Annotated in this window: 9 protein-coding genes and 1 pseudogene; 7 read left to right on the forward strand and 3 right to left on the reverse strand. The window is 66.5% G+C overall.

Annotated elements, in window-relative coordinates:
* Positions 1-51 precede the first annotated feature (51 nt).
* The 6 genes from Q1L59_RS02440 (at position 52) to Q1L59_RS02465 (ending at position 5873) form a co-directional block, all read left to right on the forward strand.
* Positions 52-1173 (forward strand): glycosyltransferase family 4 protein, encoded by a 1122-nt coding sequence (locus Q1L59_RS02440; protein ID WP_300327704.1) that lies wholly within the window; start codon positions 52-54, stop codon positions 1171-1173.
* The gene (gene rfaP / locus Q1L59_RS02445; protein ID WP_300327705.1) at positions 1170-1994 is read left to right on the forward strand and encodes a lipopolysaccharide core heptose(I) kinase RfaP; all 825 of its coding nucleotides are present in this window, start codon (positions 1170-1172) and stop codon (positions 1992-1994) included. Before Q1L59_RS02440 ends, rfaP begins: the two co-directional genes overlap by 4 nt.
* Positions 1991-2758 carry a lipopolysaccharide kinase InaA family protein gene (locus Q1L59_RS02450; protein WP_300327706.1) on the forward strand — a complete coding sequence of 256 codons (768 nt, stop codon included), beginning with the start codon at positions 1991-1993 and terminating at the stop codon, positions 2756-2758. The genes rfaP and Q1L59_RS02450 overlap by 4 nt, the downstream gene beginning before the upstream one ends.
* Positions 2759-2812: 54 nt before the next feature.
* Positions 2813-4273 carry a lipopolysaccharide kinase InaA family protein gene (locus Q1L59_RS02455; protein WP_300327707.1) on the forward strand — a complete coding sequence of 487 codons (1461 nt, stop codon included), beginning with the start codon at positions 2813-2815 and terminating at the stop codon, positions 4271-4273.
* A gap of 382 nt (positions 4274-4655) precedes the next feature.
* Positions 4656-5102 (forward strand): group 1 truncated hemoglobin, encoded by a 447-nt coding sequence (locus tag Q1L59_RS02460; protein WP_300327708.1) that lies wholly within the window; start codon positions 4656-4658, stop codon positions 5100-5102.
* Positions 5103-5186: 84 nt separating this feature from the next.
* Positions 5187-5873 carry an NAD(P)-dependent oxidoreductase gene (locus tag Q1L59_RS02465; protein WP_300327709.1) on the forward strand — a complete coding sequence of 229 codons (687 nt, stop codon included), beginning with the start codon at positions 5187-5189 and terminating at the stop codon, positions 5871-5873.
* A 43-nt stretch (positions 5874-5916) separates the two neighbouring features.
* Here the strand turns inward: Q1L59_RS02465 and Q1L59_RS02470 are convergent, their stop codons facing one another.
* On the reverse strand, positions 5917-8262 hold the full coding sequence (locus Q1L59_RS02470) for a fatty acid cis/trans isomerase (protein ID WP_300327710.1): 2346 nt from the start codon (positions 8260-8262) through the stop codon (positions 5917-5919).
* A gap of 743 nt (positions 8263-9005) precedes the next feature.
* On the opposite strand from Q1L59_RS02470, the gene Q1L59_RS02475 reads away from it, so the two are divergent.
* The gene (locus Q1L59_RS02475; protein WP_300327711.1) at positions 9006-9572 is read left to right on the forward strand and encodes a YSC84-related protein; all 567 of its coding nucleotides are present in this window, start codon (positions 9006-9008) and stop codon (positions 9570-9572) included.
* Between the two features lie 58 nt (positions 9573-9630).
* Here Q1L59_RS02475 and Q1L59_RS02480 read toward each other — a convergent pair.
* Positions 9631-10600: pseudogene (locus Q1L59_RS02480) on the reverse strand (HD domain-containing phosphohydrolase).
* Between the two features lie 26 nt (positions 10601-10626).
* A complete protein-coding gene (locus Q1L59_RS02485; protein ID WP_366145611.1) occupies positions 10627-11352 on the reverse strand; it encodes a histidine kinase dimerization/phospho-acceptor domain-containing protein in 726 nt (241 codons plus the stop codon).
* Between the last annotated feature and the right edge of the window lie 298 nt (positions 11353-11650).

The raw sequence follows: 11650 nt of genomic DNA on the forward strand, positions 1-11650 counted from the left end.
CGCCGATCGCGCGCTACCCCCGGCAGCTCGCGCCGCGCAGGAGGCGACCTGATGCAGATCGCTTTCTGCCTGTACAAATACTTCCCCTTCGGTGGCCTGCAGCGCGATTTTCTGCGCATTGCGCTGGCCTGTCAGGCGCGCGGCCATGCGGTGCGCGTCTATACGCTCGAATGGCGCGGCGACGTTCCGCCGGGCTTCGCGCTGATCCGGGTGCCCGTGCGCGGGCTGACCAACCCGGCGCGCTACCGCCGGTTCACCGCCTGGGTGTCCGCCCATCTGGCCGCCAACCCGGCCGAGCGCGTCGTCGGTTTCAACAAGATGCCGGGGCTTGACGTCTACTTCGCGGCCGACCCGTGTTTCGAGGACAAGGCGCGCACGCTGCGCAGTCCGCTCTATCGCCTGTCGGCGCGCTATCGCCACTTTGCCGCGTACGAGCGGGCGGTTTTCGCGGCCGACGCGAGCACCGAGATCCTGCTCCTCTCGCCCCACCAGCAGCCCTTGTTCGAACGTCATTACGCGACGCCGCGCGAACGCTTCCATGTGCTGCCACCAGGAATTTCGCGCGACCGGCGGGCGCCGCCCGAGGCACCGGCGCTGCGCGCCGATTTCCGCGCCGAATTCGCCTTGCGTGCGGACGATCTCTTGCTCCTGCAACTCGGCTCGGGTTTCAAGACCAAGGGGCTGGACCGCAGCCTGAAGGCGATGGCTGCCTTGCCGGATGCGCTGCGCAGCCGCTGCCGTCTGTTCGCCATCGGCGACGACGACGCCAAGCCTTTCCGCGCCCTGGCGCGCACCCTCGGCCTGGCCGAACGCGTCGACCTCCTGCGCGGGCGCAGCGACATCGTCCGCTTCCTGCTCGGCGCCGACCTGTTGATTCACCCGGCGTACAACGAGAATACCGGCACCGTTCTGCTCGAAGCCGTCGTCGCCGGACTCCCGGTGCTGACCACGGCGGTTTGCGGCTATGCCTCGCATGTCGCCGAGGCAGGTGCTGGAATCGTCGTCGGCGAACCTTTCCGCCAGGCGGAGCTGAACGCGACGCTCGCCGGCATGCTGGCCGACGCGCCGGCGCGCGCGCGCTGGTCGGCCGCCGGTCTGGCCTACGCCGAGCGCGCAGACATCTACAGCAACGCCGAGCGGGCGGCCGATCTGATCCTGGGCACGCGGCGATGAGCCCGACGGAGACCTTTCTCGCCGAACCGTTTCGCACGCTGTGGGCGGGGCAGGACCCCTTTGTCGCCGTCGAGGCGCTGCGCGGCGAAGTCTTCCGCGAACTCGCCGGGCGGCGCACCTTGCGCACCGAGGTCGATGGACGGGGCTATTTCGTCAAGATACATCGCGGCGTCGGCTGGTCGGAAATCGTCAAGAATCTGGTCTCCCTGCACCGGCCGGTGCTCGGTGCGGGAGACGAATGGCGCGCCGTCCAGCGCCTGCACGCCGCCGGGATCGACACCTTGCGCGTCGTTGCCTACGCGCAGCGGGGCGACGATCCTGCCCGCCGCGCGTCGTTCATCGTCAGCGAGGAACTGGCACCGACCATCAGCCTGGAAGACTATTGCGCCGAATGGCCGCGCCAGACACCGGATCTGCGCCTGAAGCGCGCGTTGATTCGCGGCGTCGGCGAGATCGCCAGCCGCATGCATCAGGCCGGCGTCAATCATCGCGACTTCTACCTTTGCCATTTCCTGCTCCACCTCGATCCGCCGCCGACACCCGAACGGCTTCGCCTTTCGCTGATCGATCTGCACCGGGCACAGGTTCGCCCGCACACCCCGCAGCGCTGGCGTGACAAGGACCTGGCGGCGCTCTACTTTTCGGTGCTCGGCCTGGGCTTGAGCCGCAGCGACTATTGCCGCTTCCTGGTCGCCTACTTTGCCCGCCCGTTGCGCCAGGTGCTGCGCGACGAGGCGCGGCTGATCACCCATCTGCGCCGCGAGGCGCAACGCCTGCAGGCGCGCTTCGTGCGCAAGGTCGCCCGCGGAGAAATGACATGAGGTTCTGGTGGCTGAACCCGGACTACGCGCGGGGCGCAAGCGGCGAAATGTTCGCCGACCTCGAAAGCGTCTTTGCCCTCTCCGGCGAGCCGATCGCGGCCGATTCGCTCGCCCGCGTGCTGCGTGTCGAGGTTGCCGGCAAGCGCTACTACGTCAAGCGCTACAGTGGCACCGGCAAGAATCCGCAACGCCGCTGGTTCGGCCTGCGGCGCTGGCTCGGACCGCCGCGCGTGCGTAACGAGTGGCGCAATCTGCAGGCCTTCCGGGTGCTCGGCGTACCGACGGCAACGCTGGTGGCTTTCGGCCTCGAGCGCCGCTTCGGTGCCTTCATCCGTGGCGCGCTGATCACCGAGGAGATTCCGCAGACGACCGACCTCGCTCAATTGGCGCGCGCCGGCGATCCGCGCCTGCGCGACGCGCGCTGGGTGCGACACGTTGCGCGCCAGATCGCCGACATCGCCCGCCGCCTGCACCGCGCCCACTTTGCGCACAACGACTTCAAATGGCGCAACCTGTTGGTCGACGGCGGCGACGAGCCGACCGTGTATCTGATCGACTGTCCGAGCGGCAATCACTATCGTGGCGCGATTCTCGACTATCGGATCGTCAAGGATCTCGCCTGTCTCGACAAGCTTGCCCGCCGGCACCTGTCGCGCAGCCAGCGCCTGCGTTTCTACCTTGACTACGTGCAGCACCCACGGCTCACCGCCGACGATCGCAAGCAGATCGGCAGGATCGTCAATTTCTTTGCCGGTCGGGACTAGTCGACGCATGCGCCGTCGCCTGCTCGCCACCGCTCGCCTTTCGTCGGCCGGCCGATGACGCTGGCCCCATTGAGCGAAGCAAGCGCGCTGGCGCGCGCCGGGCGACAACCGGAACTGCCGTTTCGCCTGCTTCTGGAGTCCGGCGGCAGCCTCACGATGCTCCGCCTGCTGCGCGTTCTACCCGGCAAGCGGCTGGTCGGCGAGGCCGAGGCCGACGGGCGGCGCGTCCTCGCCAAGGTTTTTCTTGGCGCGCGCAGCGGGCAGCACTGGCAGCAGGAATGCGCCGGTCTGGCGGCGCTCTGCCAGGCCGGCGTGCCGACGCCCGAGGTGCTCGCCGCGGCACCTTTGCCGGGTGGCGGGCACGTGCTGCTGACCGATTTCCTCGTCGCAGCCGAAAGCCTCGCCGAGGCGTGGGCGCGCGTCGCCGACCGGCCGGCCGGCGACGCGGCCGCACAGGCCTTGCTCGCTCCGGCGCTCGCCCTGCTCGGTCGCCTGCACGCTGCTGGATTGACCCAGGAAGACCTGCATTTCGGCAATTTCCTGCGCTACGGCGACGCGCTCTTTCTGGTCGACGGCGACGCCGTGCGCGTCGTCACTCCCGGTCAGCCGCTGCCGCTGGCGCGTGCCGTGGCCAATCTGGCAATCTTTCTGGCGCAGTTGCCGCCTGCCTGGGATGCGCATCTGGACCGGCTGTTGCCGGCGTACTCGGCGCGTGCCGGCGTGCCGGCGAGCGATCCCGGGCCTCGCCAGAGCGCCCGTTTCCCTGGCCTGCCGGGCGAAATCGACCGCGTGCGCAAATGGCGGCTGAAGGACTTTCTCGCCAAGAGCGTGCGCGAGTGCAGCCTGTTTTCGGTCGATCGCAGTTTTGCGCGCTTTTCCTCCGTCGTCCGCCAGCACGCCGAGCGGCTGGCGCCCGTCCTGGCCGACCCGGACGGCGCTCTGGCACGCGGCTCGATCCTCAAGGACGGCGGCACAGTGACCGTTGCCCGCGTACAACTCGGCGATCAGGAGGTGTTGATCAAGCGCTACAACTTGAAGGGCTTTGCCCATACCTGCAGCCGCCTGTGGCGCCCCAGCCGCGCCTGGCATTCGTGGCGCGCAGCGCATTGCCTGCAATTCCTCGGTTTCCACACGCCGGCACCGCTTGCCCTGATCGAAGAGCGTTACGGACCGCTGCGGCGGCGCGCCTGGCTGGTCAGCGAGTTCTCTCCTGGAACGAACCTGTTGACCCACCTGTCACCGGCGGAAGACCCGCCACCCGCCGAAGCCAGTGCGCTGCTCGCGCTGTTTGCCGGACTGCACGCACAACGCATCAGTCACGGCGACCTGAAGGCGATGAATCTGCTTTGGGACGGCGGACGGATCGCGCTCATCGACCTTGATGGACTCGCGCGCCACCGTTGCCAGGCGACCTTCCAGCGCGCCTGGCGACGCGACCGCGCGCGACTGTTGCGCAACTGGCCGCCGGCTTCGCCGCTGTATCGCTGGCTGGACACGCACCTGCCGGCTGGTTGAACGAGACGACCGCCGCCCGCTGGCACGCCAGAGCACAGCGGGCATCTGCGATGTCCCGTTGATGCAGAACCACGCTTTCACCGCGATCCGCCTGTCGACGCCCTTGGTAACGCTGCCAGGTATTCTGTTTGGCAAGCGCGTTTCGTTGAAGACAGGCCTGCGGCAGCAGGCGCAGATTGCCCTCGCCGGATCGACCTGGGCATCTCCCGCGAGCGAAGGCGTGAATCGTCGCTCCGACGTCGGCTTCTATCACCTGTCGTTCAAAGCTGCGCGGTCTTGCTGGTCGCGTGCATCCAGGCGGGTCGGGCGAACGTAGTTCACTGCAGGCGGCGTCGTTCGCCTGCCGCCCGACTACCTTGAACAACAGATGGAGGATTGCACGATGAGAAGCAGAACAGGAAACACACTGACGATGCTCGCCGCGGCGTTGACGATCGGTCTGGCGGCGCCCGCCTCGGGCGAGGAAGCGACGCTGTACAAGCGCCTTGGCGGTTACGACGCGCTCGCTGCGGTAACCGACGACTTTCTCGGTCGTCTGGTGCAGGACCCCAAGCTGGGCAGGTTCTTCGTCGGCCACAGCAGCGCCTCGGTCAATCGGATTCGCGGTGACGTGATCGATTTCCTCTGCGTGGTCAGCAAAGGTCCGTGTTCGTACCGCGGACGCGACATGAAAGCTTCGCACACCGGTTTGAAGATCACCGACGATGACTGGGAGATTTCGCTCAAGGCGCTGTCGGCCACCTTCGATCGCTTCAAGGTGCCGGCGGCCGAGCGCGCTGAAGTGGTGCAGGCCATCGCCGGGCTGAAGGGCGATATCGTTGGCCGTTGACGTGCCGGCCGGGAAATCTCAGGCGCCGGGCGATGCGCCCGGCGCGCCCGACCAGCGGAGCATGTTGGCCAGCCGGGGATGCGAGTGAACAGCGGCCTGCCTGGTGGCCCCGGCCACCCGCGTCAAGTGTTGATTACCGGCGGCACCGGCTACATCGGTACGCGTCTGGCCGCCTGTCTGCTGGCACGCGGACATCGCGTGCGGCTGTTGACCCGCAGCACTTCGCTGGCGCGCGTCGCCCAAGGTGCGCTCGCCGTACCGGCGAACGCGCTCGACGCCGAGGCGCTTGCGACGGCGCTGCAGCCGGGCGACACGTTTGTCCATCTGATCGGTACGCGCCACCCCAACCCGGCCAAGGCAGCCGAGTTCGAGTCCGTGGACCTGGCCTCGATTCGTGCTGCGGTGTGCGCAGCACAGCGCGTGCCGATCGCGCATCTGGTCTACCTCAGCGTCGCCCAGCCGGCACCGGTGATGCGCGCCTACGTCGCGGCACGCGCCGCTGGCGAGCGCCTGATCGCTCAGGCGCGCTTGCCGGCGAGCATTTTCCGCCCCTGGTATGTGCTCGGTCCCGGCCATCGCTGGCCGCTGGTGCTGCTGCCGCTGTATGCCCTCGCCCGCCTGGTTCCCGCCTGGCGCGCCGCCGCCAGCCGACTTGGCCTGGTCACGCTGGAGCAGATGGTACAGGCGCTGGTCTGCTCGATCGAGGCTCCGCCGCCAAACGGAACGCTGATCTTCGAAGTACCGCACATTCGCGCCTGTCGGTCAGGCTGATTGCGCAGCCGGCGTCAGCCAACGCGGCGCGGGTCGCTCGCCTTCAGCGGTTCTCCAGCCGGCTGTAGTCGAGCAATCCGCCGGCGATCGGTGCCAAGCGGAGATGCTCGTCCTGCAGCGCATCGCTGATGCTCCAGAAGTCGGCGTGCGTGCGGCGCACAGCGTAGCGGTCGGCCAGCGCGCGGTAGTCGTTTTCGCTGGCGAGCGTGCGCAGCGCGGTTGCCAGTGCGCCGATTTCGTCGCGCTGCACGCGGAAGATGGCGTTCGGATAAGAGCCGAGGATTCCGGCGACGACGGTCAGCGTGTTTTCGTCGGGCTGCAACTCGCGCCCTTCGCGCAGCAGGCTGGTGACATGGCGATGACCGGTGTTGCGCAGCACGGTAAAGTAGCGCGCCGCGTGCGGCGGGTCGTCGACGCGCAGGATGAGCACTTCCGGCCACCAGGACAGCGAGGCGCCATGCACGCCGGCGAGAGCGGCGAGATCCTGGCGCAGACCGGCGTCGGGAACGCTTGCCAGCTCGCGCTGGCGCTCGAGCACCGGCGCCAGGCGCGTGCGCAGCATGGCGTAGAACTCGGCGAGCGGCGTTTGCGTGCGAAAACGGATTCCGCTGTCCACCTCGAAGCGCGCCAGGGTGCCGTAAACGTGTTCTTTCGCTTCGTCGCCAGCGTCCCGGTACCAGTAGTCACGTACCGCTCTTCGCCTCTCCAGCGGCAGAAAGGTGAGCGCGTTGAACTCGGCTTCCATGCGCATGAAGTCCATATAGAGCCGCGACAATGCCTGGTGGCCGACGTTGCCATAAACGTCGAAACCGGCAACGAGCAGGTAATGGATGCGTTCGAGCAGCGGGTAGCTGAGCACCCAGACCGTCTTCGGCGGCTCGCCGAGCAGTCCTTTGCTCACCGAAGCGCTGTCGTAGTGACGAAAGACCGTCAGCGCAGCGTTCGGGTTGACGCCGTCACCGTCCCAGATCCAGTCGAGCGTCGGGCGCTCTTTCGCCAGCGCGTATTCGCTCAGCGCCGCCGACTTGTGACGCAGATACTGCGCTTCGAGCCGCGCGTACTCGCGCCAGGGACCGATGATTCCACTCGAGCTGCCGGCCTCGGCCGGCAGGCGGAGGAAAGCGCTTGCGCGGGCGAGAAAATCGTCACGCTGTTGCGGCAAGCGCTGGTCGGCGAGAAAGAAAACCCAGAAGCGGTCCTGGATCACGTCCAGTGCGACCTGCCCGCGACAGACTGGACCCTTGATGAAGCCCATGATCGTAAACTCTGCCTCGTCGAGCAGAAAGCGGTAGCGCGCGCTGACCGGCAGCGCGCGAAAGGCGAGGAAGGGATTCGCGGCAACCGTCGGATCGTAGGAGGGTAGTTGGTCGACGGCGTAATCCGGCGTGAGGAACCACTCGCGCCAGCGCGCCATGCGCTGCGCGCCGAGCGCGTAGGGCATGTGCGTCTTGTCGACGATCGTCTCCTGCTCGCGTTGCAGGCGGTAGTAGACGCGCTCGCTGCCCGGGTCGTCGTAAGGCCGGCGGGTGGCAATCGGATCGGCTGCCACCCCGGGCGGCGTGCGCGAGCGGATCAGCCGGAAGTAGTGGCGTTGCGCATCGTCGTCGAAGTAGAGGTGGGCGAGAAAGAGGTGTTCGTAGAGGTAGCGGCTGACCAAGCGCTGCTTGGCCGAATCGCCGTTGAAGAACGCTTCCCATTCGGCAAGCTGGCGCTCGACCTTGGCCGGCAGCGGCGGCAGGCCCGCGAACGGCGCGCCCGCTTCCAGCCAGCGGCGGATCAGGTCCATTTCGCTGCCGCTCAGGCCGGGCAGGCCAAAAGGCATTCCCCACAAGGGGTGTTCACGCGCGAAGCTGTCGAATTCGGCCAGTTGCGGACAGCGTTGTGCACGATCGTGCGAGAAATCGAAGGCCTCGGGAAGGATGGTGACCTGTGGCAGCGGATGGCGCTCCTTCAACTGCAGGCTGCGATAGAGCACGCTGCCGGCGAGATTGATTTCGGCCGTCGGCTGGCGTTCGTTGAGCACCGGCGAAAAGCCGAGCTGGCGCCATTCAGAAGCCTTGCGCGCGTCTTCGAAAAGCCGCGTCGGCGGTGCTTCGCCCAGGCGCGTCTCGTACACGCGCTGCTTGCTGCTGCCGCGCGCAATTCCTTCCCAGGCGCCGAGTTTCTGCTGACACGGTGCGTCGTAGCACGCATGGCAAAGGACGCAGCGCCGCTCGAGGATCGGCTGCACATCGCGCCGGTAGGAAATCTCGCCCGTGCTGGCAAGCGGCGCGTCGTGACGTGTCGGGTCGGCCGCCCCGAACTGGCGGTCGAGCGCATCGCGCGAAAGCGCTGTGCAGCCCGCGACGAGCAGCGCCGCGAGCAGCGCTGCGATGCGCTGGGCGTTCATCCGCCCGGCTCCCGGCGCGCCGCGATCGTGCGCTGGCGTCGTCGTCGACTGCTCGGGTTGATCTGCGACAGAAACAGGCGAAAGAGGCGGCATGGCAGTTCGATGGGCGCGCGGGGGAGAAAGGTGGGCGGGCGGCAGGCCGGTCGGGGCGTCAGCCGGTCGAAGCCTGGGCCGGTCGCGAATTGCGTCGGCGAACCAAGCGCCCAATCGGCTAGCCAGTCCGCCAATTCGTCGGCCCGGCTCGCGATCGGACGCGGCCATTGTAAGGGATAGGCGAGCGTCCTTGGCCGCGACCGAAAACCGCCCGCCACGCGCAAACAGGACGAGGCCGGGGGCTTGGCGACGCGCTTCCGGACAATGCGATCAGCACGATCAGCCGGGCGGCAAGTCGACGGTGGCGCCCAGATCCCCCAGCTCTGCTCGACCAGATCTTCCTGCTGCGCGACAATTCCGGGAGCAGCGGCGAAACTGTCGGGAGAATTGACCGCGTTCGACTGGGAAGCAGGTACTATCGAGAGGTTCCAGTATCCTGCGGCGATGCCCTCAGATCTGCCCCATAGAGGGAGGGGCACGGAGAGGTCGCTCGCTCGGTGCGGGCAACGGCTTCGCAGCCGGCGGGCAGCATGTGCCGCCAGCGCCCGTCAAGACGAAGGCCTGGCTCTGTCGCGGGCCCAGGTCAGAGGCTTGAGTTGACGAACGCTTGCTGCCGTTTTCTTGACTTTTCTTGATGAAAGGATTTTTCCATGAGGCGTGCCCTGATTTTCTGCCTTGCCGCGCTGGCCCTTCTCTTAAACACGCCCTCCTTCGCCGCCGAGTCCACGGTCGAGGAGGAACGTGCTGAAATCAGAAAGACCTCGCAGGCGATTCTGCGGCAACTCTATCAAAGCTCTCCGGCGGCAAGAAAGCGGATCGCGGCGAGTGCTGGCTATGCCACTTTCAGCAACTTCGGGATGAAGATCTTCTTTGCTGGCGGTGGCGCCGGTAGCGGGGTGGCGGTCAATAACCGTACGAAGAGTGAAATCTTCATGAAGATGGTCGAGGTGCAGGCCGGATTCGGTATCGGCGTCAAGAAGTTCTCGCTGGTCTTCGTCTTCGACAACGAAAACGCCTTGACGGACTTCGTTGACTCGGGTTGGGAATCGAGCGCTCAGGCGACAGCGGCGGCGACCGACGGCAAGCGGGGTGGCGCCTACCAGGGCGCGGTGCTCGTTGCACCGGGGGTCTACGTTTATCAGATGACCGACAAGGGGCTTGCCCTCGATGCCACGCTGAAGGGGACAAAGTATTATCGGAACAGCGACTTGAACTAGCCGACCGGGACCGGCCGGGGGTCGCCGGCGGTGCTGCCGGCGGCGAAAGGCAGGGCGGCTAGACGTGCGGTTCGCGGTGTTCGTTGCCGATGGCGAGGATTTCCGGCAAGTGCTCCTGGAAGCAGCGCACCACATTCGGGGCGAAGTGGCTGCCGCTGTTGTCGATGACATGGGCCACTGCGTCTTCGACCTTCGACGCCCTCTTGTAGGGGCGGCTCGAGCTCAGCGCGTCAAAGACGTCGGCAACGGCGACGATGCGCCCAGCCTGCGGGATGCTCGGGCCGGCGAGGCCAGCCGGATAGCCGCTGCCGTCCCACTTCTCGCGGTGCGTGCGCGCGAACGTTTGCGCCATGCGGAGCAGTTCGGAGTTGTCGCCGGCCAGCAGGCTCGCGCCAATCTCGGGATGCGTTCGAATGACCGCCATTTCGTTCGCGTCCAGTCTGCCCGGCTTGAGGAGGACCGCATCGGGGATGCCGATCCTGCCGATGTCGTGCATCGGGCTGGCGTTCAGCATCAGAGCACAGGCCGCCTCGCCCCAGCCAAGGTGTTGCGCGAGCAGCGCCGAGTACGTGCTCATGCGCAGGATGTGGTAGCCCGTCTCGTTGTCGCGGTATTCCGCCGCGCGGCCGAGGCGGCGTACCACCTGCAGGCGGGTCTGGTTCAGCTCGTCCGTGCGCTGGCGGACCATCTCTTCAAGCAAGCCTTTCTGGTCATGCAGCATGCGGTGTTCCAGGTGAGCGTCGAGCAGTGACCCGCATCAGAGGCTCGGCCATGTCGAAAGGTTTGCCGATGAAATCGCGCGCTCCGGCAGCCAGCGCCTTGAGCAGCGTCTCGCGTCCATGCTCGGCAGGGAGGATGACGATCGGTGGAAGGAGCGGATCGTTCAGCGCTTGTCGCTGGGCCATCACCTGATAGCCGTCGATGACCTGGCGCGAATCCTGCAGGGTGACGAGATGTTCGTAATGCTGGCTTGCGAGCATCTTGGCAAGAAGCTTCAGATTCGCCGGTTCGTCGTCGATCAGAAGAATGCTTGCTTGTCGGCGTAGTCATTCGTTCACGCTCTTTCCTTGGTGGTGTCGGTAGTCGATTGATCCGGCCGCGAGTTCCCGCTGCCCGCCACGAGCGGGGCGAGAGCGACTGCCTCGAGCTTCAGCTCGATGCGGCCGCTTTCAACGCGCGCCAGGTCGAGCACGTCGTTGACCTGTTCGAGCAGGTGGCGCCCGGCGTGGAGAATCTCCTGCACGCTGTCGGCCTGCTCGGGTGAGAGCGTCGGCTCGCCTGGCATGACGAGCCGTTGGCCAAAGCCAAGGATCGCGTTCAGGGGTGTCCGCAGCTCGTCACTCATGCGCGATAGAAACTCTGATTTCGCGCGGTTGGCTGCTTCTGCCGCCTCCTTGGCGCTGAGCAGCGCTTCCGTGCGCGCTGCAACGAGTGCTTCCAGGCGATGCCGGTACTGTGCGAGTTCGCTTTCCACTCGCTTGCGCTCAGAGATATCCTGGCAGAAGTTGATGTAGCCGATGAACTCACCCGCACGGTCGAAGCGTGGGTTGCCGATGTCCTCGATCCAGCGGTAGTCACCGTTTGCGGGGCGCAGGCGGTACTCGATCCGGTACGGCTGGCAACGCGCGAAATGGCTCTCGTAGCTACGCAGACACCGCTCGCGATCAGCCGGATCGACCGGATCGACGTCCGGGGCCCAGCCGGCCGCGATCTGCTCGGCCAGCGAACGGCCGGTAAGCGGCAGCCACGGCTGGTTGAAGGAGTTCGCCGCGCGGTCGATGCCCGAAGTTCAGATGCGTGCCAATCCGCCATCGGCAAGCGTGCGGTAGTGCTGCTCGCTTTCCTGTAGCGCGGCTTCGCGCTGCGCCAGCGCCGCCCGCAAGAGGTTGAAGCTGCGCATCAGTTCAGATTTCCGGATCTCGGCGGGGAATTGAGGCAGAGTTCAGGAATTCGATGTGGCACGTTATTTGACCAGGCGACAGGTTGCTCCTGGCATAATTTGGCACATCACGTTGTGAAGGAGTGCGAAGGTGTTGAGACAGTCGTGGCTTCCGGGTTTTCCTGATGGAGCGCAGAAG

The organism is Accumulibacter sp. (assembly GCF_029255125.1).
GTDB lineage: Bacteria > Pseudomonadota > Gammaproteobacteria > Burkholderiales > Rhodocyclaceae > Accumulibacter.

Excerpts from the sequence above, each read along its gene's own strand:
- Q1L59_RS02440 (WP_300327704.1), top strand. The coding sequence starts at position 52 with ATGCAGATCGCTTTCTGCCTGTACAAATACTTCCCCTTCGGTGGCCTG.
- Q1L59_RS02475 (WP_300327711.1), top strand. The coding sequence starts at position 9,006 with ATGAGGCGTGCCCTGATTTTCTGCCTTGCCGCGCTGGCCCTTCTCTTA.
- Q1L59_RS02450 (WP_300327706.1), top strand. The coding sequence starts at position 1,991 with ATGAGGTTCTGGTGGCTGAACCCGGACTACGCGCGGGGCGCAAGCGGC.
- Q1L59_RS02460 (WP_300327708.1), top strand. The coding sequence starts at position 4,656 with ATGAGAAGCAGAACAGGAAACACACTGACGATGCTCGCCGCGGCGTTG.
- Q1L59_RS02470 (WP_300327710.1), bottom strand. The coding sequence starts at position 8,262 with ATGAACGCCCAGCGCATCGCAGCGCTGCTCGCGGCGCTGCTCGTCGCG.
- rfaP (WP_300327705.1), top strand. The coding sequence starts at position 1,170 with ATGAGCCCGACGGAGACCTTTCTCGCCGAACCGTTTCGCACGCTGTGG.
- Q1L59_RS02455 (WP_300327707.1), top strand. The coding sequence starts at position 2,813 with ATGACGCTGGCCCCATTGAGCGAAGCAAGCGCGCTGGCGCGCGCCGGG.